The organism is Streptomyces sp. RK9, assembly GCF_045070545.1.
In the GTDB taxonomy this organism is placed as follows: domain Bacteria; phylum Actinomycetota; class Actinomycetes; order Streptomycetales; family Streptomycetaceae; genus Streptomyces; species Streptomyces alboflavus.
Map to the genome: position 1 here is coordinate 239,812 of NZ_CP173703.1, position 26,579 is coordinate 266,390.

Sequence of the window (26,579 nt, forward strand, 5' to 3'; positions counted from 1 at the left end):
TGGTGCGGGCGGCGACGGGTCGGGCGGGCGGACCCGCCGGTGACGGGATTCACCAGTAGTTGGGCAGGTGGTAGCGGTGGGTGTTGGTGGCGTGCCACTCGTGGTTGCCCGCCACCCAGGCGGCGAGGCCCCTGGCGTAGCGCTCGACGAGCGGTGAGGTGGCAGCGAGGACCGCGGACTCCTCCTCGAAGGCCGCCATCACCTCGTTGTGGATCTCCACGGCCTTCAGGTACGCCGCCTTGAGGCCGCAGCGTTCGTTGGCGGCGATGGCCTGGGGCAGATTCAGGTGGGTGGGGTCGCCGGCCAGCTCCTTGGTGAAGGAGTACAGGTCGTTGACGATGGTCGTGGCGTTGCAGGCGAGCGCGGTGATCCGCTGGATCTCCGGGCGGGCGTAGACCGGCTCGGGCAGTTCGTAGCCGTCCACGGCGTCGACGATCGACAGGCAGGGGCGGAAGTTGTTGAACTGCCGCATCACCAGGTACTCCCACACCTTGGGCACGTACCGGGTCTCGGCCCAGGCCGCCTCCCCGAGGTAGCCGAGGTGCAGCCGGGCGATGTCGTGCACGAACCGGTCGCTCTGGCTGGGCGTGGCGAAGGCCGCGAAGTCCTTCATGGCGAGGTGGTACGAGCGGAGCGGTCCGTCGGCCTGGACGCCTCGGCGCCACTGCTCCTCCACCGCGGGGGCGCCGTGGAACGGGTCGATCGCCGCCTGGGCCAGGACGAGCCGACCGCCGAGGCCGCGCGGAGTGCCGCCCCTGCCCTCGTCGGCCTCGCAGTAGCAGCTGTCGACGAGGTTCTCGGCGAGCAGCAGCTTGCCCGCGGCCGTGAGCCGCTCCACGTCGACGGCGCCCGGATGCTGGAGCACCACGGCCCGGCCGAACTGGAAGCCCGCGAAGTCGCCCTTCCAGGCCGCGGGGAACAGGTCGTACTCGTGCGCCCAGGCCTCGAGCCTGCGGTCGACCTCGGCGACCTTGGCGGGGTCGGCGGGCACGGCGGGGCGGTGGTGCAGGCCGGGGATCGGGCCGCCCCTGCGGGTGGCGCGCAGGGAACGGGCCGGGTTCGGCGGGCCCGGCGGTCGCCAGGGGGGCCGGGCGGGCTGGGGCTCCGGCGTGTGGATCGCGGGCCGGTCGGCGGTGGCGACCGGTGGCTGCGGCGGTGCGGGGATCAGTGGTTCCTCCGGCACGAGGGTGGTGGGTTCGCCGGACTCGGGCGGTGCGCTCACTCGGCGGTCCGACCGATCTGCACGTTCTCCAGGATCCCGGCCGCGTCGGGGACGAGGATGGCGAGCGAGTAGTAGGCGGTGACCAGATAGCGCATGATCGCGGCGTCGTTGATGCCCATGAACCGGACGTTCAGGCTCGGTTGGTACTCCTCGGGGATGCCCGTCTGGTGCAGCCCGACGACGCCCTGGTCGGCCTCGCCGGTGCGCAGCGCGATGATGCTCGTCGTGTGCTCCTCGCTGATCGGGATCTTGCCGCACGGGAACAGCGGCACGCCCCGCCACGCGGGCACCTCGTGCCCGTCGACGGTGGCGGTGCCCGGCACGAGGCCGCGCTTGTTGCACTGGCGGAAGAACGCCGCGATCGCCTTAGGGTGGGCGAGGAACAGCTTGGTCTTGCGGCGCATGGCGAGGAGTTCGTCGAGGTCGTCCGGTGTGGGCGGACCTGTGTAGGTGCTGATGCGCTGGCCGTAGTCGACGCTGTGCAGGAGCCCGAACTCGCGGTTGTTGACCAGCTCCCACTCCTGGCGTTCGCGGATCTCCTCGATGGTCAGGCGGAGCTGCTGCTCGGTCTGGTCCATCGGGTTGTTGTAGAGGTCGGCGACCCGGGTGTGGATGCGCAGCACCGTCTGGGTGAGCGACAGTTCGTACTCGCGGGGCGCGAGTTCGTAGTCGACGTAGCCGCCGGAGAGAGTGGGTTCCCCGTGGTGTCCCGCCTGCACGGGGACGTCGGCCTCGCCCTTGCGGTTCATGGGCTTGCTCTGCTGCTCCGCGTACGCGTCCAGGTGCGCCGCGAGGGAGGGCGCGCCCTCCACGATCTGCTGCAGGGAGTCCCAGGGCAGCACGAGGAGGACGCCGGGCGTCTCGGCCCGCACCGAGGTGAGCCAGAGCGGGTCGGGCCTGCCGACGGCCTCGTCGCCCATCTGGTCGCCGTCGGTGACGACGCCGATGACTTCCTCCTCGCCGAACTTGCCGGTGGCGTAGCGGGTGAAGCGGCCGTGCACGACGAGGTAGGTCTCGGTGACGGGCTGTCCGGCGTCGAAGAGCACCTCTCCGACGCGCACCTGCCGCACCCGGAGGCGGTCGGCGATCTTCTTGAGGACGCCGGTGTCGGAGTAGCCGCGCAGGACGGGCAGTTCGGTGAGGGTCTCGGGGATGACCTTGATGTCGTCGGCGCCGTTCTGCTCGAACTGCACACGCCCTCGGCCGACCTTGAGCTGGAGCCGCCGGTTGACCCGGTAGGTGCCGCCCCTGACGTCCGTCCACGGCAGCATCTTCAGCAGCCATCGCGAGGTGATGGCCTGCATCTGCGGTTCGGACTTGGTGGTCGTGGAGAGCTGGCGCGCCGCGAGGGTACTGAGGCTGGTGCGCTGTGCCTCGGCGGCGGACTCGTCGCCTTGGTCGGTGCTGGGTCCGGCAGCGCTTTCGGACGTGGTCACATTGCCTCCCTGTTCGTGAACGGACATGAGCGGAGGTGCGTGGACGGGCTGGTGCGCGGGTGTGCGGGCAGACGTGTGCGGCGGCGCGTGGCCGCTGTGGACGTCTACGGGTGTGCGCGGACGTCAGTCGACGAGAGCAGAGGTGAGCTGACGGGCACGGACGCGCGTGGGCGCGTTCGGGGCCGTGCGGACGGCGCCCGCGGGCGGGTGGGACGCCGCGGCCGCACCTGACGTCCCCTGGACCACGTCAGGGTCCTCCAGGGTCCTTGAGCGCGACTTGAGTACGACTTCGGAAGCGGCTTCGCGATCATCGGCCGCGGTGGCCGGACGCGGTACGGGGGTGAGCTCGGGGACTGTGGCGTGGTCGTCGGGCGGCTGCGGTCAGGGACGAGTCCGGGGAGGGCGGCGCCATGGCGGCAGCGTCGTGACGGTGTATGCCGCCGGGGTGTGCGGGCTGCACGAGCTGCATGGGCTAGCCAAACAGTCCCGGGAGGCAGCGGGGAACCCCGCCTGGGCGGCGGTCGGACGCAGACGGTGGTGCGGATCGCCCCAAGGGGCGTGCCCCGGAACAACACACGCCTCCCACGCCGGGTCCCCGACCCCGTGCGCCGGGCGTGGCAGGCGCACAGGAGACGCGGAGGGCGGGGAGGCGTACGCCTCTTGCGGTGCGGTGGACCGCGGTGGACGGGGAGAGTGCTGGACAGCGGTGGACCGGAGAGCGGTGGGCGGGGAGCGTCAGGGTCCGTGGAGCGTCAACGTCCCAGCGTCGGCAGGTACTTCGGCGCCCGCCAGGCGTTCAGGCGGCGCTCCACCGCCGCCCCGAGCGAGAGGAGTTCGGCGTCCTGGCGGTCGCCCGCCATCAGGAGGAGGCCGACGGGCAGTTGGTTCACCTGGCCCGCGGGCACCGAGAGGGACGGGTGTCCGGAGACGGCCGCGGGCGTGGAGGACGGGATGATGTCGTTGTCGCCCCGGGCGCAGTCGGTCGTCCAGGCCGGCGGGTTCGTGGGCGCGGCGATGGCGTCGAGGTCGTGGGCGGCCATGGTCTCGTCCAGCGAACGGCTGGAGAGATCCTTCAACTCGGCCCGCATCGCCTTGTACTTGGGGTCCGTGGTGGGCGGCGCCGCGAGGGCCTGTTCGAAGAGTTCCTGCCCGGCGAAGCAGGTCTGCTCCGCGGGGTGGGTGCGGTTGAACTCGATGAGCGCGGCGAGGTCGCGAGGGCCCTTGCGGGTGCCGAGGTAGGCCTCGATGTCCCGGTGGAACTCGCTGAGGAGCGCCGGGAACTCCAGCTCGGCGATCCGCTCCTGGTACGGCGGCGTCACCTCGACGACCTCGGCTCCGGCGGCGCGCAGCTTCCGTGCGGTGCGGGTCATGACGGCGTCGACCTCGGGGCCGAGCGAGGGCAGCCGCCACAGCCCGATGCGCTTGCCGCGCAGGTCGCCGTGGAGCTTCCCGGCGTCGCCGAGCGAGCCCAGTGTGCCGCCGAGGCGGGGCGTGGCGTCGCCGGAGAGCACCGACAGGGTGAGCGCGGTGTCGACGACGTTGCGCGCCATGGGGCCCGCGGTGTCCTGCTCGGCGGAGATCGGTACGACGCCGCTCTGGCTCACCAGGCCGAGGCTCGGCTTGTGGCCGACCACGCCGTTCATCCCGGCCGGGCACACGATCGAGCCGTCCGTCTCGGTGCCGATGGCCACCTGGGACAGGGAGGCGGCGAGCGCGGCGGCCGACCCGGAGGAGGAGCCGCAGGGGTTGCGGTCGAGCACGAAGGGGTTGTGGGTCTGGCCGCCGACCGCCGACCACCCGGAAGTGGGCTTGGCCGCCCGGAAGTTGGCCCATTCGGACAGGTTGGCCTTGCCCAGGATGACCGCCCCGGCGTCCTTCAGCTTGGTCACGAGGACGGCGTCGGTGCCCGGCGGGCTCCCGGCCAGGGCGAGGGACCCGGCGGTCGTCGGCATGTCGCGGGTGTTCACGTTGTCCTTGAGCAGCACGGGGATGCCGTCGAGCGGGCCGAGGGGCTTGCCGCTCCGGTGCCTCGCGTCGCTGGCGGCGGCCTGCCGCAGTGCCTTCGGGTTGGTGCGCAGGACCGCGTGGATCTTGGGGTCGACGGTCTTGATCCGTTGCAGATAGGCACGGGTGAGCGCGGACGAGGTCAGCGAACCGTCCGCCATGCGCGCCTGCAGCTGAGGGATCGTCACCGTGTCGAGGTAGCGGTCCGGCAGGCCCGCGGAACCGGCCGTGCCCGCCCGGGACGAGCCCGTCGGCGCCGGGCCGTCGGGATCCGGCGCGGCGGCCTCCGCCCGTGGGTTCGGCGTGCCCGTCACCAGGGCTCCCGCGGCGATGACGGCGATCAGTGACGCAATGCTCCTCTTCCCCATGACGGTTAGGTGACTACACGGGCCACGTCCGGCGCAAGGGTGCCGGACCGCACCCCCCGTCACTCGGCCATCGCGCGCGTGCCCCATCGGCCACGTCCTGCCCTTCGGGCCCACCCGCCCGCGCCTAGACTCTGCGGATGGCCAAGTACTTCGACGTGCACCCCGAGAACCCCCAGCGGCGCACCATCACCACCGTGGCGGACAGCATCCGGTCCGGCGCACTCGTCGCGTACCCGACGGACTCCTGCTACGCGCTGGGGTGCCAGTTGGGCAACCGCGACGGCATCGCCCGCATCCGCTCGATCCGGAACCTCGACGACCGCCACCACTTCACGCTGGTGTGCCAGACCTTCGCGCAGCTCGGCGAGTTCGTGCACATCGACAACGACGTGTTCCGCGCGATCAAGGCGGCGACGCCCGGCAGTTACACCTTCATCCTGCCCGCGACGAAGGAGGTGCCGCGCCAGCTCCTGCACCCGAAGAAGAAGACGGTCGGCGTCCGCATCCCCGACCACGTCGTCACCCAGGCACTCCTCGCCGAGCTGAACGAGCCGCTGCTCTCCAGCACCCTGCTGCTGCCCGGCGAGGACGCGCCGATGACGCAGGGCTGGGAGATCAAGGAGCGCCTCGACCACGTCGTGGACGCGGTGCTCGACTCCGGGGACTGCGGCACGGAGCCGACGACGGTCATCGACTTCTCCGGCGGCGACATCGAGATCGTGCGCCGGGGCGCCGGGGACACCACGCGCTTCGAGTAGCGGGTGGCGGAAGCGGGGCGTGGGGAGAGCCGGGCACGGGGGTCCCGGCGCGCGCGGAGGCACGGTCGTCGAGTGCACCCGCAGGTGGCCCGTAGAATCGACGCCTGTGGCGGACACCCAGTACGAAGACCTGTTGAAGTCGGTGCTCACCTCCGGGACGGCCAAGGCCGACCGGACGGGCACCGGCACCCGAAGCATCTTCGGGCACCAATTGCGCTATGACCTCTCCCAGGGGTTTCCGCTGGTCACCACCAAGAAGGTGCACCTGAAGTCCATCGTGTACGAACTCCTGTGGTTCCTGCGCGGCGACTCCAACGTCGGCTGGCTTCGGGAGCACGGCGTCACCATCTGGGACGAGTGGGCCGACGCCAAGGGCGACCTCGGCCCCGTCTACGGCGCCCAGTGGCGCTCCTGGCCCACCCCGGACGGCGGGCACATCGACCAGCTCAGCGAGGTCCTCGACACGCTGCGCCGGAACCCGGACTCCCGCCGGATGATCGTCTCCGCCTGGAACGTCGGCGAGCTCGACAAGATGGCGCTCGCTCCGTGCCACGCCTTCTTCCAGTTCTACGTGGCCGACGGCAAGCTCTCCTGCCAGCTGTACCAGCGCAGCGCGGACCTGTTCCTCGGCGTCCCGTTCAACATCGCCAGCTACGCCCTGCTCACGCACATGGTGGCGCAGCAGGTCGGCCTCGAGCCGGGTGACTTCATCTGGACCGGCGGCGACTGCCACATCTACGACAACCACGTCGAGCAGGTGACCGAGCAGCTCTCGCGCGCCCCGTACGCGTTCCCCCGGCTGCGGCTGCGCCAGGCCGACTCGCTCTTCGACTACGCCTACTCCGACGTGGAAGTGGTCGACTACCGGCACCACCCGGCCATCAAGGCCCCGGTCGCGGTATGAACGCCGGGCGGAGCGGTGGGAGCGTCGGGACGGGCGGCATGACCGTCGGGCTGATTTGGGCGCAGTCCCTCGACGGCGTGATCGGTGCGGACAACGGCATTCCGTGGCGGCTGCCCGAGGACATGGCCCACTTCAAGGCCACCACCCTCGGGCATCCCGTGGTGATGGGCCGCAAGACGTGGGACTCGCTGCCCGCGCGCTTCCGTCCGCTGCCCGGCAGGCGCAACGTCGTGGTGACGCGCGATCCGCTCTGGTCGGCCGAGGGCGCGGAACGCGCCGGGTCCATCACACAGGCCCTGGAACGCGCGACCACGGCGTCGGCGCCCGGCGTCCCCGCCACGGCGTGGGTGATCGGCGGCGGCGAGATCTACCGGGCGGCCCTGGAGCACGCCACGACGCTCTCGGTGACCGAGGTCGACGCACCGGTGCGGGGCGACACGTACGCTCCGACCCTCGGCCCGATGTGGAAGGTCACCGAGGACAAAGGCTGGCAGACCTCCACATCCGGTCTTCGCTATCGCATCCGCCGATACGATCGGTAACCGCCGAATCGCCGCCGAATCGCCGCCGGATCAATTACCGGCACACCGCCCTGATCAATTCGGCAACTTCCGACACTTGAAATGCACTGGTCAGATTCCGGTTGCGGACTTCTGTTGACCAGTAACGCTTCATGGCATTACGGCGCCGGTCGTACGACCCTTGACAAACCTTTCAGCGGGCGGAAACCATGGTGAATCTTGCTGGCGACGAGCGAGCCAGGGGAGGCCGTGAATGGCCATCACGGAGCAGCCGTCAACATCGCGCCTTGAAGCTGATCTCTTCTTATTGCACGCGCCCAGCGTCTATGAATTCCGTGAGCGCGACGACATGCTGTTCGCCTATCTCAGCGACAGCGACAGCGTCAATGTCACCTCGGTGTACGAGATCTATCCCATCGGCTGGTTCTCGATAAAGCAGCGCCTCGCCGAAGCCGGATTCGACACGAAAATCGTCAATGTCGCCTCGCTGATGCTGCTGCATCCCGAACTGGACGTCAAACGGCTGCTCGCCCGTTTCGAGGCCCCGATCTTCGGGTTCGACCTGCACTGGATGGCGCACTGTCACGGTTCGGTCGAACTCGCCGCCGTCGTGAAGGAAGTGCATCCCGATGCGCTCACCGTCTTCGGCGGCATCTCGGCGACGTACTACGCCGACCAGCTCATCACGTACCCGAGTGTCGACGTCGTCGTCCAGGGATACGACACCCTCGACCCGGTCACCGAACTCGTCAGCAGGGTCCGGCGGGGCGACAGGGACTTCCGGTCCATCCCGAACCTGCTGTACAAGGTCGACGGCGAGGTCCGGGCCACCGGCTTCTCGCACACGCCGGACAGCAACTACAACAACGTCCGCAACGACTGGTCGTACTACCGCGAGGCCCCCGACGGCGGCCCTTCGGCGCCCAAGCTCATCATGACGCTGCCCAACACCGGATGCGCGCACGACTGCGGCTGGTGCGGCGGATCGCGGTTCGCCTACCGCAACATCATGGGGGTCCGCAGGACCCTGGTGCAGAAGGACAACGACCTCGTCGTCGAAGAGCTCCGCACCATGCGCGAGGCCGCGAAGCGCACCTCGATATACGCCCTCCAGTGCTACTCCGAGAACCGCACGCGGATGCACCAGTATCTGGACGCCGTGAAAGAACTCGGCTACAAGAGCGTCCACTTCGAGCAGTTCAGCCTGACGCCCCTCGACATCCTCCAGAAGATGGGCGATTCCACGGATTCCTACATCATGCTGTCCCCCGAGTCCCACGACCTGAAGATCAGCAAGGCGGCCGGGCGCGGCAACTACACCATGGAGCAGATGGAGGAATGGATTCCGCGCGCCCTGGACGCGGGCGTGAAAGGAATCATGATCTGGTTCTTCATCGGCATGCCCCACCAGGACCGGCAATCGGTGATGGACACGATCGCGTACTCCGAGCGACTCATCCGGAAGTTCGGCGGCCGGGCCGCCCTTCCGCTCATCTGCCCGATGGTGCCGTTCCTCGACCCGGGCTCCCAGTTCTTCGAGGAACCGGAGAAACACGGCTACCGCATCCACCACCGCACCCTCGAAGAACACCGTCAGGCCATGGTCGAACCCCTGTGGTACCGGCGGCTGAACTACGAGACGCGGTGGCTGGACCGGCGCGCGCTGCAGGACGTCTCGTACGAGGCGATCACGCGCCTGGTGGAGATCAAGGGGGAACACGGAGTGCTTCCCGCCGGATTCTGCAAGGCCGTGCTGAGGACCATCGAGGAGACCCGGGAACTCCTCGGGGAAATGGAACGCGCCCTCCTGCTCGACCAGAAGCTGCCCGCCGACCTGCGCGACGAGATCCGGCACTACAACCGCAAGGTCCTCGCCTACACCAACGACCAGATCATGCCGATCCCCCGGCCGCTCGGCGGCCGCTGGTTCGACGACGCCACCGTCCCGCCGCAGATGATCGAGGACATCCTGACGTCGTCGGCCGCCTCGTCCCCCCTCCGCGGGGCCTAGATGGACGCGCCGGCGCAGGCCCTGGACGCATCGGCAGACCGCGGGAGGTCCCGGTGCGGATCGCTGTGATCGGGGGTGGTCCCGGTGGGCTGTACTTCAGCGCCCTGGCCCGCCGGCTCGACCCCGGGCACGAGATCACCGTCTGGGAGCGGAACGCGCCCGACGAGACCTTCGGGTTCGGCGTGGTCCTCTCCGACCAGGCCCTGAACGGGATCGAGCGCGCCGATCCGGCCGTCCTGTCCGAGATGAGGCCGATGCTCACCCGGTGGGACGACATCGACGTGCACTACCGCGGCACCACCTTCACGGCGGGCGGCAACGGCTTCGCCGCGATGAGCCGCGCCGGGCTCCTCCTCGCCCTGCAGCGGCGCTGCGCCCAGCTCGGCATTCCGGTGCGCCACGGCAGCGAGGCCACCGACGTCGACGCCCTCGCCGCCGACCACGACGTCGTGGTGGCCGCCGACGGGGCGAACTCCCTCGTCCGGGAGCGGTACGCGGAGACCTTCCGGCCCACGGTCCGCACCGGGACCTGCCGGTACATCTGGCTGGGCACCGACCTGGAACTCGACTCGTTCGCGTTCCACGTCCTCGACACGCCGGGCGGAGCCGCACAGGTGCACGCCTATCCCGACTCGCGTCATGCCGGCACCCTGATCCTGGAGCTCTCCGAAAGCGCCTGGCACGCGGCCGGGTTCGCCACCGCCACTGCCCCACGGCTCGCGCCGGGAGAGAGCGACGAACGGTCGATCGGCATCATCGCCGAGCTGTGCAAGGACATCCTCAACGGGCAGAAGCTGTACGGGAACAACTCGCGCTGGCTCCGCTTCCCCACGGTGCGGTGCGACACCTGGAGCCGCGGCAACGTCGTCCTGATCGGCGACGCCGCGCACACGGCGCACTTCTCCGTCGGCTCGGGCACCAAGCTCGCCATGGAGGACGCGCTGGCCCTCGCCCGGAACCTGTGCGAACAGCCGCGTACGGAAGCGGCCCTCGCCGCGTACGAGGCCGAGCGCCGCCCGGCGGTCGGCTCCCTCCAGCGCGCGGCGCGGGCCAGCCGGGAGTGGTTCGAGAACGTCGACCGCTACACCCACCAGGAGCCGCAGCAGTTCGCGGTCAACCTGCTGACCCGCAGCCGCCGGGTCTCCTGCACCGGCCTGCGCCGACGGGACCCCGAATTCACCGCGCGGGCGGAGCGGTGGTTCGCAGACGCGGCGGGCGGTGAGGGGGCGGGCGGCCAGGTGCGTGGCGAGGCGAGCCCGCCGATGCTCCAGCCGTTCACGCTCGGCCGCCTGGAGGTGGTCAACCGCGTCGTGGCGTCCCCCGGTCCGGGGGTCCCCGCCCGCGACGGCGTGCCGGGGGACCTTGAGCTGGTGCACCTGGGCGGGGCGGCGCTCGGCGGGGCGGGCCTGGTCCTTACGGGGCCGGTGGCCGTGTCCGCCACGGGCCGGGCCGGGCCCGGCGGTGCCGGGCTGTACAGCGGTGAACAGGCGGTCGGGTGGCGGCGGGTGGTGGACTTCGTGCACACGCACTCACCGGCGAAGATCGGCGTACGCCTCGGCCACTACGGCCCTGACGGCTCCGCCGAGGCCCTGGGCGAGCTGCGCCGCGCGTTCGCCGCCGCGGCCCGGCGCGCCGCCGGAGCCGGGCCCGGCGCGCCCGGTGGCGCCGGGTTCGACCTGCTGGAACTGGACTGCGCCCACGGCAGCCTGGGCACCTCGCACAGGCGGCTGCGCCACCCGCTCGACGTGTTCGACGCGATCCGCGCCGTGTGGCCGGACGAGCGGCCGCTCGGCGTGCGCATCTGTCCGGCGCGATGGTTCCCGGACGGGGACGGTGTCGAAGCGGTGGTCCGGATCGCGAACGAGTTCGCCGCGCGCGGCGCGACGGCGGTGCACGTCTGCGCGGGGACGCGGGCCGACCGCGACGGGTACGCGGACCCGGACGCGTACGCGGACCGCATCCGCAACCAGGCAGGCGGCGGCAGCGCGTGCGCGGTGATCGCGTCGGGCTCGATCCCCGCGTCCGACGTCGACACGATCGTCCTCGCCGGACGCGCGGACCTGTGCGTCGTGGACCGGCCAACCATGAACTCTCCCTGGCGCTTCCCGCACGGGACGCCGGATCGTGCTACTTCACAAGAGTGGTCCTAGCGGAGGAGGATGCCGTGCTCCCTGTCGCAGATCTCGGCCTGCTGCCCGAGAGCGCCGCCGAGCACCACGGTGAGACCCCCCTGTGCGCGGACACGCCCTGGACCTCGGCGTGCCGCACCTCGGAATCGGTGAACGACTTCGCGGTCGTGGTCGCGGACTACGCCGACCGGCTGTGGGGCGCCGGGGTGCGGCCGGGCGCGGTCGTCGCGCTGATCAAAGCCAACCACCTGGACATCCAGGCCATCCAGTGCGCCGTCGTCCGCGTCGGCGCCCTGCCCGCGCTCCTGTCGGTGGCGATGGACCCGGCCGATCTCCTGCACTGCCTCAAAGAACTCCAGCGGCCCCACGTCCTCACCGACGCCGACGGCGCCGCCGCCCTGCGCCCCTGGCAGGACCAGCTCGGCGACATCACGGCCGGCGTCCTCACGCTCTCGCCCGAAGCGGCACTGACCGGGGCGGTCGCACTCAATGAACCGGGAACCCACCGGGTCACCCGCCGTCCCGGCACGGACCCGACCCTCATCACGCATTCGTCCGGCACCACCGGGAAGCCCAAACTCCTCGTACACACGGTGGACTCGCTGTACGCCCACGTGGCGCCCCAGATCAATGTGGTGCAGTCGCTCGACTACGCAGGGATCAGCGCGAAGTGCCTGTCCTTCGTGCATGTGCGGATGTCGACCGGCATCCTCACGGCGCTCAACACCGGAGTGCCGTTCCTCGGCATCTCCTCCCCCGACCTGGCCTCGGTGCGCGCCGCGCTCCTGCGCCACCGCCCGCAGACCCTGGAAGCGCAGCCCAACATGTTCCTGCGCTGGGAAGCACTGGCACGCGAGACACCGAACCCGTTCAGCACGGCGGAGCGCTACATCAGCAGCTTCGACGCGCTGCACCCGCGCACCCTGCGGACACTCCTCGAAGCGACGGACCACCCCGACCCGACCTTCATCCAGGCGTACGGACAGACCGAGACCGGCCCGGTCACGATTCTCATGACCAGGCGCTCCGACATCAGGGAGCCCGGCCGGCTCCACTCACGTGACGTGGGCGTCGCGTTCCCCGGCATGGAGATCCGCGTCGTCGACGACACCGGAGCCGTGCTTTTGCCCGGGACGCCCGGACAGATCGAGGTACGCACCCCCGCCCGCGCCGAATCGATGATCGGCCGCCCGCCGCTGCCCGGCCGTGACAGCTGGTGGCCCATGGCCGACATCGGCATGCTCCGCCCGGACGGTCATCTGGAGCTGCTCGACCGGCAGGTGGACCAGGTCCCCGGCGTGGCGAGCACCCTGCGCGCCGAGGACGTCCTGCTCGACGAACTGCCGGACCTGGCCGAGGTCGTGATCGTCGGCAGGGACGGGACGGTCACCGCGGTGGCCGCCACGGCCGACGGCAAACCGGTCGACGAGGACCGCTGGCAGCAGGCCCGCGACAAGGCGGGGCTGCCCGAGGACACCAGGGTCGACTACCGGCCGTGGGAGGAGTTTCCGCTCACCGGCACGATGAAGGTCCGCCGCCATCGGCTGCTCCCGACCGGACCCCTCGGATGAGTGGCTCCGCCACGTCGGCTGCATCGGTCTCCCACCGGTTCCTGCCGGCGGAGAGAAGGGCGGCGGCGCTCGTGCTCGGCGCCGCCTTCATGCTGCTCGCCGACACCTCCATCGTGAACGTCGCCATGCCGAGCCTCCAGCGCGACCTCGGGGCGAGCGTCCCTGAGGTGCAGTTGGTGGTCGCGGGCTATGTGGTCGCGTACGCGGTGATGCTCATCACCGGCGGCCGCCTCGGCGACCTGTACGGCCGACGGCGCATGTTCATGATCGGTGCCGTGTCCTTCACCCTGGCGAGCCTCGCCTGCGGTCTGGCGCAGGGTCCCGGCCAGCTCATCGCCGCGCGGGTGTGGCAGGGCCTGTCCGCGTCCGTGCTGTATCCGCAGATCATCGCGACGCTGCACATCGCGGTCCCCGCGGTACGGCGAGGGCGGGCGTTCGCGCTGCTCGGCGCGGTGGTGAGCTGCGCGACGATCGCGGGGCCGATCATCGCCGGGCTGCTCATCGCCGCGGACGTCGCCGGGTTGCAGTGGCGTCCGATCTTCCTCATCAACGTGCCCGTCGGAATCGTCCTGATCGCCCTCGCACCCCGGATGGTCCCGGCGCACAAGGGGCTGCGCCTGCGGCTCGACCACGCGGGCTCGGTCACCGTCGTCCTGCTCCTGATCGCGCTGTTGGTGCCGCTCACGATCGGCCGTGACCAGGGCTGGCCGCTGTGGGGCTGGCTGCTGCTCCTGTGCGCGCCGGTGCTGCTCGTGGTGTTCCTCCGGCTCGAATCCATGCTGGAGAGGCAGGGGAAGGTTCCGCTGCTGCGGCCGGGGCTGTGGCGCGATCCGGCCTTCCGTCTCTCCCTGGCCCTGTATCTCGTGTACTTCTCCGCGGTCGTACCCTTCTTCCTCTACTTCTCCATCACCCTTCAATACGGCCTCGGCTACGGGGCGCTCGCGACGGCGGCGGCCATGGCGCCGTACGCGGTGGGGAGCACGGTCACGTCGTTGTGGTCGGCCCGTGTCGTGGCCCGTTTCACCGCGCCCCGCACCCTGCTCGCCGGCTGCGCCCTCTGCGTGATCGGCAGCGCCTTGATGATCGCCACGATCGGCTGGAACGGCTCGGGGCGGCATCTCGGCTGGGCGATGGCGCCGACGATGGTGCTCACCGGTCTGGGCCTCGGCCTGGTGCTCGGGCCGCTGTTGAACTTCGTGATGGCCCGGGTCCGCCATGACGATTCCGGGGCGGTCTCCGGGGCGCTCTCCACCGCCCAGCAGCTCGGCTCCTCGCTGGGGGTGGCGGTGATCGGGCTCGCGTTCTTCCGGGGGTTCCACGGGGAGCTGACGGACCTCGACTATCCGCGTCTGCGGACCGACATGATGCTCGGGCTCGTCGTGGTGGTGACGGCTTTCGCCCTCGCGTCCGCGCTCGTGTGGCTCATCGCCCGCGGCAGCCGTGCCGACCACGACGGTCCGACTTCATGACAGGAAAGGTGGGAACACACGTGGACGGATCCTCGCCGTCGGGTGCCGTGACGATGCGGCAGAAGATGCTCGATGTGATCGCCGCCGGCAACACCCCGGTGCCGCCCTATGTCGAGCGCCTGTGTCTGCGGGTCGTGGCGATGGAGTGGCGGTCGGGGTTCGTCGCGGTCACCTTCCACATTCCCGACGAACTCTGCGTGGAGCCGAATGTGGCCTTCGGCGGCCATGTCGCGGGCATGCACGACCAGGCCGCCGGTTTCGCCCTGTTCAGCGTTCTCGAGGACGACATGGTCTTCGCCACGACCCAGTTGAACGTGACGTACCTGACGATGACGCGCCCCGGTGACGTGTGTGCCGAGGCCACGCTCGACACGATGGACGAGCGCTCCGCCGTGGTCCGTGTCTCGGTCCGCCAAGGCGGACGGGTGACCAGTGAGTCGGTCGTCACCGAGGCGATCAGAAAAGCCAAGAAATGAGTTGAGCGTGCGGGCCCGCGCGAGCGACCGAACCGGCGCCGTGCGCTCCGACCACGAATCGGCGAAGGAGACGAGAATGCCGTGTTGACCGACCGGGATGTGCGGGAGTTGGTGGCGGGCGTCCTGGAACTCGACGTCGCCGATGTCGGGATCGACAAGTCGTTCTACGGGGACCTGGAGATGGATTCCCTGCACAAGGCGGAGTTCGTCGTGGCCCTCGAACGGGCCACCGGAGCGGAGTTCGACCCGGCGGACGCCGCGCGGATGGACAGCGTCGGAGACGTGATGCGGCTGCTGCACGACCGGCATCAGGTGCCATGAGCCCCGCCACCGGCGCCGCGAACCCCGTCGAGCTGCTGCTCGGCCATCCCGGCAGCCGCCCCTGCGCCGTGGACCGCCGGGTCGGCGAGGTCAGCTACGCGCGGATGCGGGCCGCGGTGACGGACCGCGCCGGGGCCCTGCGGGCCGCCGGAGTGCGGCCCGGCTGTCGCGCGGTCGTCGTCTCCGACGACTCCGTGGCCGCGGTCACCGCCGTGCTCGCCCTGTGGTGGCACGGATGCGTGCCCGTCGTCCTGCACCCGATGCTGCGGCCCGCGGAGCTGGGCTTCATCGTGCGGGACTGCGGGGCGGAGTACGTCGAGCTGTACGTCGCCGGGGCGCAGGAGGCGGCGCTGCGGGCCGAGTTGGGCGGGGTCGACGTGGCGCGGCGGGCGGCGGGGAGCGTGGGGCTTATTGGGCATGTGGGGCACGTGGGGCGCGTGGGGCGAGTGGGGCCGATCATCGGGGTCGGCACCGGCCCTGGACCCGGCCTCGGCTCCGGGCGCGCGGGCCAGGCCCCGCCGCCGACCCGCTTCGGCGCGGACGACGAGCTGCTGGTGCAGTACACCTCCGGCAGCACCGGCAGACCCCGGGGTGTACGACACTGCCTGCGGGCGGTGCACGCGATCCAGCGCGGCGTCGGCAGCATGCTGGCGCTCACTCCGGACGACGTCGTCCTGTCCACCGCGAAGCTGTCGTTCGGGTACGGGTTCGGCAACTCGCTGCTCCATCCGTTCGCGGCGGGCGCGCGTTCGGTGCTCCTCGACGGTCCTGCGGATGCCTACGGTGTGGCGGCGGCCCTCGACACGTACCGGCCGACCGTGCTGTTCTCCGTGCCCCGCCTCTACGCGGGCCTGCTCAGGCTCGCCGAGCAGGGCAAGGCGGTCGAGACCGGCTCGCTGCGGCTCGCCGTGGCCACCGGAGAGCAGTTGCCGGGCGAACTGGCCGCCCGGATCACCGAGATGTTCGAGGTGCCGCTGCTCAACGGGTTCGGCGCGACCGAGGTCCTGCACACAGTCGTGGCGGCCGCCGTGGGACAGGGCGTGGCCGCAGACCCGGGGTCGATCGGCTTCCCGGTGCCCGGGGTGACGGCGACCGTGCGCGATGACGACGGCCGACCGGTCGGCGACGGAGTCCACGGCCGCCTGCACATCGCGACGGAGTCGGCCGCGCTCGGCTACCTGGACCGGCCCGAGGACACCGCCCGCGCGTTCGCCGACGGCGGCGTCTACACCGGGGACATCGCCTTCCGTGCGACCGGCGGCGACCTCTGCCACGTCGGCCGCGCCGACGACATGCTCCTGCTCGGCGGCTACAAGATCGCACCGGCCGAGATCGAGCACGTGGTCCGGCAGGTCGCCGAGGTCGCCGACTGCGCGGTGGTCGGCAGCACGGACACCACGGGGCTCGAGCAGGCGACCGTCTACGTCGTGGCGCGGGACCCGGCCCGTCCGGACGAGGTCCGCAAGGCGGTGCGGGTGGCGCTGCGCGTCGACCTGCCGCCGTACAAGAGGCCGTCCCGGGTCGAGACCATCGACCGGCTCCCCGTGACGGCCAACGGGAAGCTGGCACGCTTCCGGCTGCGCGACGGGGCCGGTGCGCCCGGCGGTGGTCCGGGCTCCGGTCCGGAGGGCGGTCCTGGCGGCGGTCGAGACTCCGGTCCGGGTGGCGGTCCGGAGGGCGATCCTGGCGGCGGTCCGGAGGGCGGGACATGAGCTGGGAGATCAGCGGCATGAGCGCGATCTGCGCGCTGGGCGACACCGTCACCGGGATCCACGGCGCCCTGTGCTCCGGGCGGTCGGGCCCGGCGCCGCTCTCGGTGTTCGACCGGTCCAAGTACCGCGCGGGGGCGGCGTACGAGGTGCCGGACCGGGTGCGCCCCGGTGTGGACGAACCCCTCCGGGCGACCCGCTGGCTCGTCCGTGTCGTGCGGGAGGCGCTGGCCGACGCGGGACTGCCGGAACCGGAGCCCGGCCTGCCGGTCCTGGTCGGGACCACGCACCGGGAGATGCGGACCGCCGAGCTGTGGTGGCGCCACGACGGCGACCTGTCCCCCACGGACCTGCACTTCACCTCGGCGCTGCGGGCCGCCCTCGGCCTGTCCGACGTGCAGACGATCGCCAGCGCCTGCGCGGCCTCGCTGTACGGCCTGGGGATGGCCACCGACCTGATCGCCCTCGGGGAGGCGGACACCGTGGTGGTGGCGGGAACCGACGCCATCACCGAGAGCTCGTTCGGCGGGTTCGACCGGATCCAGTTCCCGCCGCCGGACACGATCCGCGCGTTCGACCGGTCCCGGCGCGGCATGATCATGGGCGAGGGCGCGGTGGCGGTGGTGCTGCGCCGCGCCGGTGCGCACCCCGGCCGCGTCCACGGCCTGGTCCGGGGCGTGAGCATGAACTGCGACGCGTCGCATCCGACGGCGCCGGACGCCGCGGGGATCGTCCGCGCGATCGAGGAGGCGCACGATCGCGCGTCGGTCGTCCCTGAGGACATCGGCCTGGTGATCGTGCACGGGAGCGGCACACCGCAGAGCGACCTGGCCGAGGCGGTCGCGCTGCGGGACGTGTTCAAGGGCGCCGACCCCGGCCCGCTCGTCACGGCGATCAAGGGCGGCATGGGCCACATCTCCGGCGGCGCGGGACTGCTGAACCTCGTCGTGGCACTTGAGGCGATCCGGTCCCGGACCGTGCCCCCGGTCAGCGACCTCACCGACCCGATCGAGGAGACGCGCGAGCTGCGGATCGTGTCCGGTCGGCCCGCGACGGAACCGCTCGGCACCGCGCAGGTGCACGCCGTCGGCATGGGCGGGATCAACGCCGTGGCGATCGTGGAAGGGGCCCCGCGGTGAGGGCGGGCGCGACCGTGCGGACCGCTGTCACCGGTGTGGGCTGGGCGGTGGCGGGACCCGACTTCGACCCCGTGACCGCGCTGGCCGTGCGGGGCATGCGGCACAAGGACAGGGCGTCGCGGTTCGCGGTGCGGGCGGCGCGGCGGGCGCTCGAGGACGCCGGTCTGCTCGACGCGCCCGAGCTGGGCGGTGCGGCGGTGGTCGTCTCCAGCAACTTCGGGAACCTGGACCCGGTGTGCGACACCGTCACGACGCTCACCGCCGGGGCCAGTTCGGAGATCGGCCCGATGCGGGTACCGCAGCTGTCGAGCGCCGTCTCGGCGGCCTGGGTGGCGCTCGACCACGGCATCCGCGGCCCGAATCTGACGCTGTGCGACGGTGCTTCGGGCGGCCTCGACGCCGTGGCCGCGGCCCGGAACCTGATCGCGGCGCGCCGGGCCACGGCGGCCCTGGTGATCGGCGTGGAGCCGGACAGCCCTGCGGTGGCCCGACTGCACCGGGAGACCGCCGGTTCCCGATGGATCGACGGGGCCGTGGGCCTGGTGATCGAGCCGGTGCGGCAGGCCGTGCGCCGCGGTGCGCGGATCCGCGCGGAGATCGCCGGATACGGCAGGGCGGGCGACGAGCGGTCGGCCGTCCGGGCGGCGGGCGCCACGGCGGTCCCGCGACTGGGCGACGAGGCGAACGCACGGTTCGGGCGGTGCTCCGGCGCCCTGGGCGTGGTGCAGTGCGCGCTGGCCGTGGAGCGGCTGGAAGGGCCGGACGTCGCGGAAGGTGAGGCGGTGCTCGCCGTCGCGGGTGCCGGGGCCGGGGAGAGCGACGGGACCTCGGTCTCGGCGCTGGTCCTCAGGACCTCTCGGGGGAGGCACACATGACCACGTACGACGGCGACCGACGTGTCGTCATCACGGGCCTGGGCGCGATCTCCTGCCTGGGTACCGGTGTCGCCGCGCACTGGGACGGCCTGCTCGCGGGCGGCGGGGAGCCCGCCGAGGTGCCGCTGCCGCACCTCAACATGCGGACGACGAAGATGTATCTGGTCGACCGGGCGGACGTGCCCGCGCAACCGGCGCGCCACGCCGGGGTGGAGCTGGGCAGCAGCCCGCGCCTGGCGGTGGCCGCGGCCGAGCAGGCGCTCGCCGACGCCGGGGTGGAGCGGGCGGCGCGCGCCGGTGTTCCCGTGGTGCTCGGGGTGGAGCTCGGCAACGCGGACATGCAGGAGATCCAGCGCAGCGCGGGCCGGAACACGTGGTCGACGCTGACGCCCGCGGCCGCTGTCGTGGGCGCGGAGATCGGCTCGCGGGCGGCGTCGACCAGTGTGGGCAACGCCTGTTCGGCCAGTGGCTACGCCCTGACGATCGCCCTGGACATGATCCGCGCGGGCGAGGCGACGACGGTGCTTGTCGGCGGGGCCGAGGGGGTCACGCGGGCGGGGATCGGGGCCTTCAACCGGCTGGGGGCCGCGGATCCGGTGCGCTGTCGGCCGTTCGACCGGAACCGGGCGGGCACGATGTTCGGCGACGGCTCGGCCATGCTCGTGCTCGAGGCGGCCGGGCACGCCCGGCGGCGCGGCGCCGAGCCGTACGCCGAGCTGGCCGGTGCGGCGTGGAGTTGCGACGCCTACCATCCGACGGCCCCCGATCCGTCCGGCGACCAGATCGTGCGCGCGATGACCGAGGCGCTGGCCGACGCCGGTCTGAGCAGCTCCGATGTGGGCTGCGTCATCCCCCATGGCACGGGCACGCCGCTCAACGACGTGGTGGAGAGCCAGGCGCTGCACCGGGTGTTCGGCGAGCGGACGCGGGCGCTGCCGCTCTTCTCGCTCAAGGCGATGATCGGTCACACGACCGGTGCGGCGGGCGCGTTCGCCTGCCTCACGGCGACGCTGATGCTGCGCCACCGGACGAGCCCGGCGAACACCCCGATCGAGCAGGACCCGGAGTGCGACGTGTGGGTTCCGCAGGAGGGTCCGGTGCGGTTGGGGGCGCCCGCGGTCCTGGTCAACACGTACGCGTTCGGCGGCAACAACACGTCACTCGTCGTCCGGGACGTAGTCGGGGCAGTCGGGGACGTGGTCGGGGGCGGCGAGGGTGTGACCCGGGTCGGCGGGGGCGTGGCCCGGGTCGGCGAGGGCGTGGCCCGGCTCGGCGAGGGTGTGGCCGCGGAGGATGCGGAGGGGGCACCCGGTGAGCACAGGTGAACTGGCCGTCGTGGGCCTGGGACTGGTGGCGCCGGGTGTCCCGGGGCCCGAGGGAGCACTGGATCCGGCGCGGGAGGCGGTTCCCGGCTGGTTCCGGGCCGAGGTCGCGCTGCCCGGCCGTGGCTACCGGCGGCTGCCCGACGCCTGCAAGTACCTCCTCGCCGCGTCGAGGCTTGCGGTCGGCGACGCCGGGGACCGGTTCGCGAAGACCGAGCGGAACCTGCGGGCGGCGGCGGTGGCCGTCAACAACACCGGCGCCGCTCTCCTGGAGGAGCTGGACCAGATCATCATGCGCGACGGCGCCGAGGAGATGTCGCCGTCCAGCAGCCCCTTCATCGCCATGAGTTCGTTCGCGAGCCGCCTGTCGATGGAGCACGACATCACCGGCTTCAACCTCACCGTGAACTCCCCCGTCACCGCCGGTCTCGAGGCGCTGGGGACAGCGGCCCGCGCGGTCGCCGCGGGCCGGGCCCGGGCGGTCCTGGTGGGCGCGGTCGAGGAGGCGCTGTCGCCCGCCCAGTCGACCGGTCCCCGCTCGGAGGCGGGTGCCGCGGTGCTGCAGTGCGAGCCCGTCGTGAGTGGTGACGCGGGCTACGGCACGTGCCGGGCGCGCGGCGCGTTCCTGGATCCCGTCGCGGCCGCGCGCGAAGTCGCCGCCGTCCTCGGGCCGTTGGCGGGCGCCGACCCGCCGGGCCGGATCGACGCCGTCCTCGACGACTCCGCGGTGGGGACGGCCGTCGCCCGGTGGCTTGACGGCCTCAGCGGCGGGCGCGAGGTCGTGCTCGTGCCGTCTCCGGCGCAGGCCGGGTGCCTCGTCCCCCTGCGGCGCGTCCTCGGCCTGTTCGCGCAGGAGCACCCGGCCCCCACCCGGCGCGCCGTCCTCGCCGCCTCCGCCCAGGGCACGCTCGCGTGGGCCGACCTGACCGTCGCGCCCCGCCGCGCCGGGGAGCCGGACGCGCGCACCGCACCGAGAGCCCGCACCTGACCGTCTCGGCCCCGACCAGCAGGGAGGAAAGCCATGTTCGTTCCCCTCAAGGGATCCTGGGCCCTGGTCCTCGGCGTCTCCAGCGGCATGGGCAAGGAGACCGCGCGGGCCCTGGCCGACGCGGGCTGCAACATCATCGGGGTGCACTTCGACCTGGCCGAGGGGCAGCAGCGGGCGCTGGAGCACGCCGAGTCGCTCGGTGAACTCGGCGTGGAGGCGCACTTCTTCAACCGCAATGTCGCGGCGGGACAGGCCCGCGCCGAGCTCGTCCCCGTCATCCGCGACCTGACGTCCGGCGCCGGGACCCGGGTCGTCCTGCACTCGGTCGCCTACGGGACGCTGACGTCCCTCCTGCCGACGACGGGCGGCCGGGAGGGCGAGGCCCCGGAGGTCACGCCCAAGCAGCTCACGATGACGGTCGACGTCATGGGGCACAGCCTCGTGTACTGGATCCAGGACCTGGTGAAGGCGGAGCTGCTGCCGCGCGGCGCGAAGGTCTTCGCCATGACCAGCGCGGGCGGGACCCGGGTCCTTCCCGGCTACGCGCCCGTGTCGGCGGCGAAGGCGACGCTGGAGGCCCACGTCCGCGACCTCGCGGTGGAACTCGCGCCCCGGGGCGTGGCGGTGAACGCGATCCGGGCGGGCACCACGATCACCCCGGCCCTGCGGAAGATCCCGGGCAGCGACAAGCTCATCGCCCACTGCCGGGAGATCAACCCCGGCGGTCGGCTGACCCGTCCCGAGGACGTCGCCGAGGCGATCGTCACCCTGTCCTCCTCCGACTCGTCGTGGCTCACCGGAAACGTCATCGGAGTCGACGGCGGAGAAGCCCTCGTCGTGTGAACCGCGACCGAGTCGTCCGAACAGCGATCGAAAGGAGAGCCGCACCATGGCGGACCACCGGACAGCCGGAGTCGATCTCGAGGACCTGCGCGCGCTGATCGCCGAAGAGCTCGAACTCCCCGTCGAAGAAGTGACCGACGAGGCCCACCTCAAGGACGACCTCGACGTGGACTCCCTGACCGCGATGGAGGTCGCCGTCCAGATCGAGAAGAAGTACCGCATCAAGATCGACGAGGAGGAGATCCCGGACCTCACGTCGCTGACGACCATCCACCGGCTCGTCACCGCCAAGGTCGGGGCGACCTGATGACCGAAGGGGACAGGCCGGTCGCGCTCGTCACCGGCGGCTCGCGCGGCATCGGGCGGGCCGTCGTGCGCCGCCTCGCGGCCGACGGCTTCGACGTGGCGTTCTGCTACCTCTCCAGCCGGGAGCAGGCCGACGAGGTCGCCGCCGAGTCACGCCGCGCCGGCGCGCGGGTGCTCGCCCGCAGGACCGACGTCTCGGTCCCGGGCCAGGCCGAGGAACTGGTGTCCGCGGCCGAGGCCGAACTCGGCCCCCTGGGGGCGGTGGTGGCCAACGCCGGTGTCGTGCGCGACCGGCAGCTGGCCCGGATGGCCCACGACGAGTGGGACACGGTGGTCCGCACGAATCTCGACGGCACGTTCCACGTCTGCCGTGCCGCGGCGCGCTCCCTGATGCGGCACGACAGCGGAACCATCGTCACGATCTCCTCGGTCGCGGGCATCTACGGCAACGTCGGCCAGTCGAACTACGCGGCGTCGAAGGCCGGGATCATCGGGTTCACCAGGTCGATCGCGAAGGAGCTCGGCCGGTTCGGCGTGCGGGCCAACTGCGTGGCGCCCGGCATGATCACGACCGACATGACCGACGGCCTCGGCGAGGCGAAGCGCAAGGAGCAGCTCGACAGGATCCCGCTGCGCCGCCCCGGCACCCCCGACGAGGTCGCCGACCTGGTGTCCTTCCTGGTGTCCCGCCGTGCCGCCTACATCACGGGGCAGGTCCTCGGCGTCGATGGCGGCTTCTCGCTGTGACGCCTACCGGAACAGCTCGAAGGAGACGTGCGGGGACAGCGCGCGCAGGAAGTCCTCCGCGTCGAACAGCTCGCCCGCCGACGCGACCCCGGTCGTCCTGGTCCTCCCGCCGAGGACACGCTCGACCGCCTCCACGGCGAGGGGCGCGCTGACGGCGTAGATGTCCTGGCCCCGCGCCACGGCACGGCGTTCCTCGCCGCCGGAGCGCACGACGACGTCGAGCAGGAAGGTCTGCGCGGAGCGCCCCCTGGCGTCGACCGGGGCGGGCGCCGGTGTGTCCGGGGCCGCGAGGTCCCGGACGGCCTCGACCGTCATGTAGCCGCGCACCTCGGGCACGGGCAGATGGCTGGGGATGGTGACGGCGTCGGCCATCGTGAACTCCCCGATGACGGCCCGGGTGCCCATCGGGTCCGGGAAGTCCCACTTCAGGGTGGGTGCTTGGTCGTCGCGGTACTCCAGGCGCCCGTTCGTGTAGAGGACGCGTCGGCTGTCGCGGCGCTCCCGGGAGACCGCGCCCGCGGTGCGCGTCCCCGCGGTGGGGTGCCAACTGCTCAGGCCGTACGCGAGGTGCACTTCGTCGGCGGCCGTCCAGTCGCCGAGCGCCGCGGTGGCAAGGAGGTCGCCGAGGCCGCCGTAGAAGGCCATGGCGGGCACGATCACGGCGCCCTCGGCGCGGGCCCGGTCCGCGTACCGCGCGAACGTGTCGGCGTTGGCCTCGATCTCGGCCGCCACGTCCACGTACGGGATGCCCGCCCGCAGCGCCGCCTCGATGAGCGGGCCGGCCGTCGTCGCGAAGGGCCCGGCGCAGTTGATCACGGCGGCCGTGCCGGCGAGCGCGCGGTCCAGCGCGTCCGCGTCGTCGACCGTCGCCGGGCGGGCCTTGAGCCCCTCGTGCGCCGCGGCGAGGGCGCGCAGCTTGTCCGCGTCGCGGCCGGACAGGACCGGCACGAAGCCGCGGTCCCGCAGCTCCGCCACCACGAACCGCCCGGTGTGCCCGTACGCGCCGAACACCAGCACCCGCTGTCCCCTACCCATGACCTCGACCTCTCCCCGTTCTCCGTCTGCCCGTGTCTCCGTGTGATCCACTACGACCATCCTGGCGGGCGCGGGCGGGCTCGACGAGTGTCTGGAACGACATGCCCCGTACAATTTCCGACATGGGAACTGTCGCGCTGGCCCTCACCGACGGCATGATGCCGTTCGAACTCACCGTCGCGTACGAGGTGTTCGGCTCCGCTCCGCCGAGCGTGCCCGGGCCGTGGTACGACCTCGTCGTGTGCGGTTCGGGCGCGGCGCGGGTCGGCCGGTTCACGCTGGAGCCCGACGCGGGCCTCGACCGGATCCGGCACGCCGACACCGTGATCGTCCCCGCCTGGGCGGACGTCGACGTCGCCCCGCCCGCCGACCTGATCGGCGCGGTGCGCGCGGCCCACGAGGCGGGCGCGCGCGTGGCGTCCCTGTGCACGGGCGCGTTCGTGCTGGCCGCCGCCGGGATCCTGGACCACAGGCGCGCGACGACGCACTGGGCGCACACCGACGTGCTCGCCGAGCGCTTTCCGCGGGTGGAGGTCGACGCGGACGTCCTGTACGTGGACAACGGGAGCGTGCTCACCTCCGCGGGCAAGGCCGCCGCCCTCGATCTGTGTCTGCACCTGGTCCGTCTCGACCACGGCTCGTCGACGGCCAACGCCGTCGCCCGCCGCCTGGTCGTCCCGCCCCACCGGGACGGCGGCCAGGCCCAGTTCGTCGCCACGCCGGTGCCGACCCGGCCCGACCATCCGCTCGCCGCGCTCTGCGCCTGGGCGGTCGAGCGGCTCGACGAGCCGCTGACCGTGGAGGACCTCGCGCGCCGGGCGCGGATGAGTTCTCGCCAGCTGACCCGGCAGTTCCGGTCGGCGACCGGCACGACGCCGCTGCAGTGGCTCCTGACGCAACGGATCCACCGCGCCCAGGAGTTGCTGGAGACCACCGACGACAGCGTCGACGCCGTCGCCGAGGCCACCGGCATGGGCACGGCCACGACGCTGCGCCGCCACTTCAACCGGACGGTCGGGGTGCCGCCGGACACCTACCGCCGTACGTTCCGCATCCGGTCCGGCCCCGACCAGGGCGTGTGAGCGGCGCGTACGGTGTCGCCGTCGTCGGGAACCTGCCCTGCGGGCGTCCTGACCGGCACCCGTACCATCCCGGAGCATGACGACGTCGCCGGACCCCGGGAGCACCGCCATCTCCACCAGCCAGCCCCTCCACCCGTTCCGCATCGCCGTCCCCCAGGACGCCCTGGACGATCTCCACGAACGCCTCGACCGGACCCGCTGGCCCGACGAGCTGCCCGGGGTGGGCTGGGACTACGGCATTCCGCGCGGCTACCTCAGGGAACTCGCGGACCACTGGCGGCACACGTACGACTGGCGGGCGGCGGAGGCACGGCTGAACGAATGGCCCCAGTTCACCACGGAGATCGACGGCGCCACCGTCCACTTCGCCCATGTCCGCTCCCCCGAGCCCGCCGCGACACCGCTCCTGATGACCCATGGCTGGCCGGGGTCGATCGCCGAGTTCATCGAGGTCGCGGGCCCGCTCACCGACCCGCGCGGGCACGGCGGCGATCCGGCCGACGCCTTCCACCTGGTCCTGCCGAGCATCCCCGGGTTCGGCTTCTCGGGCCCCACCCGGGACACGGGGTGGGAGTTCCAGCGGGTGGCGGCCGCATTCGGGCAGCTGATGGAGCGCCTCGGCCACGACCGGTACGGGGTCCAGGGCGGCGACTGGGGGGCGGCGATCTCGCGCGAGCTGGGCCGGATCCGGCCGGACCGGGTCATCGGCGTGCACCTGAACCTGCTGCCGAACGCTACCCCCACCCGGGAACCCGACGCGGCGGAGCTCGCGGCCCTCGGCGTGGCCGAGCGCGAGCGCACCCTGGAGTCGTGGGCGCGCTTCCAGGCGTGGAGCCGGGACCGGCAGGGCTACGCGGACATCCAGTCGACCCGCCCGCAGACCCTGGCGTACGGCCTGACGGACTCGCCGGTGGGCCAACTGGCCTGGATCGTGGAGAAGTTCAAGGAGTGGACCGACTCCCGTGAGCGCCCGGAGGAGGCCGTCGACCGCGACCAGATGCTCACCAACGTCATGCTGTACTGGCTCACCGGCACGGCCGGTTCGGCGGCCCGCATCTACTACGAGCGGGCACACGCCGACTATCAGGGGACCCGGCCACTGCCCTCACCGACGCCGACGGCGCTGGCCGTCTTCCCGCACGACAACTTCGTACCGCTGCGCCACATCGCGGACCGGACCAACAACATCGTGCGGTGGACGAACCATGACCGGGGCGGGCACTTCCCGGCGATGGAGCAGCCGCAGTTGCTCGTCGACGACGTGCGTCGGTTCTTCCGGGAGCTGCGGGCGCAGGCGGGCGGCGGGCGCTGAGAGAGCCGTCCCGGCGCCCGCCGTCTCACGC

General features: G+C 72.1%; 23 protein-coding genes. 19 read left to right on the plus strand and 4 right to left on the minus strand.

The genetic code is table 11. From position 1 onward, the window contains the following. Positions 1 to 49 precede the first annotated feature (49 nt). The 3 genes from AB6L24_RS01075 to AB6L24_RS01085 all read right to left on the minus strand — a co-directional run bounded on the left by AB6L24_RS01075 (position 50) and on the right by AB6L24_RS01085 (position 5,030). Positions 50 to 1,117 carry a family 2 encapsulin nanocompartment cargo protein terpene cyclase gene (locus AB6L24_RS01075; RefSeq protein WP_405656991.1) on the minus strand — a complete coding sequence of 356 codons (1,068 nt, stop codon included), beginning with the start codon at positions 1,115 to 1,117 and terminating at the stop codon, positions 50 to 52. Positions 1,118 to 1,218: 101 nt separating this feature from the next. Further along, on the minus strand, positions 1,219 to 2,658 hold the full coding sequence (locus AB6L24_RS01080; protein ID WP_405650925.1) for a family 2B encapsulin nanocompartment shell protein: 1,440 nt from the start codon (positions 2,656 to 2,658) through the stop codon (positions 1,219 to 1,221). 752 nt (positions 2,659 to 3,410) lie between these two features. After that, the gene (locus AB6L24_RS01085) at positions 3,411 to 5,030 is read right to left on the minus strand and encodes an amidase family protein (RefSeq protein WP_405650927.1); all 1,620 of its coding nucleotides are present in this window, start codon (positions 5,028 to 5,030) and stop codon (positions 3,411 to 3,413) included. A 137-nt stretch (positions 5,031 to 5,167) separates the two neighbouring features. Between AB6L24_RS01085 and AB6L24_RS01090 the strand changes: the two genes are divergently transcribed. The 17 genes from AB6L24_RS01090 (at position 5,168) to fabG (ending at position 23,119) form a co-directional block, all read left to right on the plus strand. Further along, positions 5,168 to 5,788 carry an L-threonylcarbamoyladenylate synthase gene (locus tag AB6L24_RS01090; RefSeq protein WP_405650929.1) on the plus strand — a complete coding sequence of 207 codons (621 nt, stop codon included), beginning with the start codon at positions 5,168 to 5,170 and terminating at the stop codon, positions 5,786 to 5,788. Between the two features lie 106 nt (positions 5,789 to 5,894). After that, positions 5,895 to 6,692 carry a thymidylate synthase gene (locus tag AB6L24_RS01095; RefSeq protein ID WP_405650931.1) on the plus strand — a complete coding sequence of 266 codons (798 nt, stop codon included), beginning with the start codon at positions 5,895 to 5,897 and terminating at the stop codon, positions 6,690 to 6,692. Between the two features lie 38 nt (positions 6,693 to 6,730). Beyond that, the gene (locus tag AB6L24_RS01100) at positions 6,731 to 7,234 is read left to right on the plus strand and encodes a dihydrofolate reductase (RefSeq protein ID WP_405650934.1); all 504 of its coding nucleotides are present in this window, start codon (positions 6,731 to 6,733) and stop codon (positions 7,232 to 7,234) included. A 232-nt stretch (positions 7,235 to 7,466) separates the two neighbouring features. Further along, on the plus strand, positions 7,467 to 9,224 hold the full coding sequence (locus AB6L24_RS01105; protein ID WP_405650936.1) for a B12-binding domain-containing radical SAM protein: 1,758 nt from the start codon (positions 7,467 to 7,469) through the stop codon (positions 9,222 to 9,224). Positions 9,225 to 9,277: 53 nt separating this feature from the next. Further along, entirely contained in the window at positions 9,278 to 11,374 is a 2,097-nt protein-coding gene (locus AB6L24_RS01110) for an FAD-dependent monooxygenase (RefSeq protein ID WP_405650938.1), read from the plus strand. Positions 11,375 to 11,388: 14 nt separating this feature from the next. Next, the gene (locus tag AB6L24_RS01115; RefSeq protein ID WP_405650940.1) at positions 11,389 to 12,924 is read left to right on the plus strand and encodes a class I adenylate-forming enzyme family protein; all 1,536 of its coding nucleotides are present in this window, start codon (positions 11,389 to 11,391) and stop codon (positions 12,922 to 12,924) included. Then, entirely contained in the window at positions 12,921 to 14,393 is a 1,473-nt protein-coding gene (locus tag AB6L24_RS01120) for an MFS transporter (RefSeq protein WP_405650942.1), read from the plus strand. The genes AB6L24_RS01115 and AB6L24_RS01120 overlap by 4 nt, the downstream gene beginning before the upstream one ends. A 20-nt stretch (positions 14,394 to 14,413) precedes the next feature. After that, entirely contained in the window at positions 14,414 to 14,869 is a 456-nt protein-coding gene (locus tag AB6L24_RS01125; protein WP_405650944.1) for a PaaI family thioesterase, read from the plus strand. A gap of 81 nt (positions 14,870 to 14,950) precedes the next feature. Beyond that, positions 14,951 to 15,190: an acyl carrier protein gene (locus AB6L24_RS01130; RefSeq protein WP_100112324.1), complete on the plus strand. Its 240-nt coding sequence runs from the start codon at positions 14,951 to 14,953 to the stop codon at positions 15,188 to 15,190. After that, a complete protein-coding gene (locus tag AB6L24_RS01135; RefSeq protein ID WP_405650946.1) occupies positions 15,187 to 16,902 on the plus strand; it encodes a class I adenylate-forming enzyme family protein in 1,716 nt (571 codons plus the stop codon). Before AB6L24_RS01130 ends, AB6L24_RS01135 begins: the two co-directional genes overlap by 4 nt. After that, entirely contained in the window at positions 16,899 to 18,038 is a 1,140-nt protein-coding gene (locus tag AB6L24_RS01140) for a beta-ketoacyl synthase N-terminal-like domain-containing protein (protein ID WP_405650948.1), read from the plus strand. The genes AB6L24_RS01135 and AB6L24_RS01140 overlap by 4 nt, the downstream gene beginning before the upstream one ends. Beyond that, positions 18,035 to 18,913 (plus strand): beta-ketoacyl synthase N-terminal-like domain-containing protein, encoded by an 879-nt coding sequence (locus AB6L24_RS01145; RefSeq protein ID WP_405650951.1) that lies wholly within the window; start codon positions 18,035 to 18,037, stop codon positions 18,911 to 18,913. The genes AB6L24_RS01140 and AB6L24_RS01145 overlap by 4 nt, the downstream gene beginning before the upstream one ends. Further along, positions 18,910 to 20,238: a beta-ketoacyl-[acyl-carrier-protein] synthase family protein gene (locus AB6L24_RS01150; RefSeq protein WP_405650952.1), complete on the plus strand. Its 1,329-nt coding sequence runs from the start codon at positions 18,910 to 18,912 to the stop codon at positions 20,236 to 20,238. The genes AB6L24_RS01145 and AB6L24_RS01150 overlap by 4 nt, the downstream gene beginning before the upstream one ends. Next, a complete protein-coding gene (locus tag AB6L24_RS01155; RefSeq protein WP_405650954.1) occupies positions 20,225 to 21,223 on the plus strand; it encodes a beta-ketoacyl synthase N-terminal-like domain-containing protein in 999 nt (332 codons plus the stop codon). The genes AB6L24_RS01150 and AB6L24_RS01155 overlap by 14 nt, the downstream gene beginning before the upstream one ends. A 33-nt stretch (positions 21,224 to 21,256) precedes the next feature. Further along, complete coding sequence (locus AB6L24_RS01160; protein WP_405650956.1) at positions 21,257 to 22,066, plus strand: SDR family oxidoreductase; 810 nt, start codon at positions 21,257 to 21,259, stop codon at positions 22,064 to 22,066. Positions 22,067 to 22,112: 46 nt separating this feature from the next. Then, positions 22,113 to 22,373: an acyl carrier protein gene (locus tag AB6L24_RS01165; protein ID WP_405650958.1), complete on the plus strand. Its 261-nt coding sequence runs from the start codon at positions 22,113 to 22,115 to the stop codon at positions 22,371 to 22,373. Continuing rightward, on the plus strand, positions 22,373 to 23,119 hold the full coding sequence (gene fabG, locus AB6L24_RS01170) for a 3-oxoacyl-ACP reductase FabG (protein WP_405650960.1): 747 nt from the start codon (positions 22,373 to 22,375) through the stop codon (positions 23,117 to 23,119). Before AB6L24_RS01165 ends, fabG begins: the two co-directional genes overlap by 1 nt. Before the next feature lie 3 nt (positions 23,120 to 23,122). On the opposite strand, the gene AB6L24_RS01175 is transcribed toward fabG, so the two are convergent. After that, positions 23,123 to 24,154 (minus strand): saccharopine dehydrogenase family protein, encoded by a 1,032-nt coding sequence (locus AB6L24_RS01175; RefSeq protein WP_405650962.1) that lies wholly within the window; start codon positions 24,152 to 24,154, stop codon positions 23,123 to 23,125. A gap of 122 nt (positions 24,155 to 24,276) precedes the next feature. Here AB6L24_RS01175 and AB6L24_RS01180 point away from each other — a divergent pair, with 122 nt between their 5' ends. Next, the gene (locus tag AB6L24_RS01180; RefSeq protein ID WP_405650965.1) at positions 24,277 to 25,236 is read left to right on the plus strand and encodes a helix-turn-helix domain-containing protein; all 960 of its coding nucleotides are present in this window, start codon (positions 24,277 to 24,279) and stop codon (positions 25,234 to 25,236) included. A 76-nt stretch (positions 25,237 to 25,312) separates the two neighbouring features. Beyond that, positions 25,313 to 26,548 (plus strand): epoxide hydrolase family protein, encoded by a 1,236-nt coding sequence (locus AB6L24_RS01185; RefSeq protein ID WP_405650967.1) that lies wholly within the window; start codon positions 25,313 to 25,315, stop codon positions 26,546 to 26,548. Positions 26,549 to 26,579: the final 31 nt, after the last annotated feature.

Coding starts and splice junctions, on each gene's coding strand:
- AB6L24_RS01180 (WP_405650965.1), top strand. CDS start 24,277: ATGGGAACTGTCGCGCTGGCCCTCACCGACGGCATGATGCCGTTCGAA.
- AB6L24_RS01160 (WP_405650956.1), top strand. CDS start 21,257: ATGTTCGTTCCCCTCAAGGGATCCTGGGCCCTGGTCCTCGGCGTCTCC.
- AB6L24_RS01165 (WP_405650958.1), top strand. CDS start 22,113: ATGGCGGACCACCGGACAGCCGGAGTCGATCTCGAGGACCTGCGCGCG.
- AB6L24_RS01090 (WP_405650929.1), top strand. CDS start 5,168: ATGGCCAAGTACTTCGACGTGCACCCCGAGAACCCCCAGCGGCGCACC.
- AB6L24_RS01140 (WP_405650948.1), top strand. CDS start 16,899: ATGAGCTGGGAGATCAGCGGCATGAGCGCGATCTGCGCGCTGGGCGAC.
- AB6L24_RS01105 (WP_405650936.1), top strand. CDS start 7,467: ATGGCCATCACGGAGCAGCCGTCAACATCGCGCCTTGAAGCTGATCTC.
- AB6L24_RS01100 (WP_405650934.1), top strand. CDS start 6,731: ATGACCGTCGGGCTGATTTGGGCGCAGTCCCTCGACGGCGTGATCGGT.
- AB6L24_RS01150 (WP_405650952.1), top strand. CDS start 18,910: ATGACCACGTACGACGGCGACCGACGTGTCGTCATCACGGGCCTGGGC.
- AB6L24_RS01085 (WP_405650927.1), bottom strand. CDS start 5,030: ATGGGGAAGAGGAGCATTGCGTCACTGATCGCCGTCATCGCCGCGGGA.
- AB6L24_RS01185 (WP_405650967.1), top strand. CDS start 25,313: ATGACGACGTCGCCGGACCCCGGGAGCACCGCCATCTCCACCAGCCAG.
- AB6L24_RS01175 (WP_405650962.1), bottom strand. CDS start 24,154: ATGGGTAGGGGACAGCGGGTGCTGGTGTTCGGCGCGTACGGGCACACC.
- fabG (WP_405650960.1), top strand. CDS start 22,373: ATGACCGAAGGGGACAGGCCGGTCGCGCTCGTCACCGGCGGCTCGCGC.
- AB6L24_RS01120 (WP_405650942.1), top strand. CDS start 12,921: ATGAGTGGCTCCGCCACGTCGGCTGCATCGGTCTCCCACCGGTTCCTG.
- AB6L24_RS01135 (WP_405650946.1), top strand. CDS start 15,187: ATGAGCCCCGCCACCGGCGCCGCGAACCCCGTCGAGCTGCTGCTCGGC.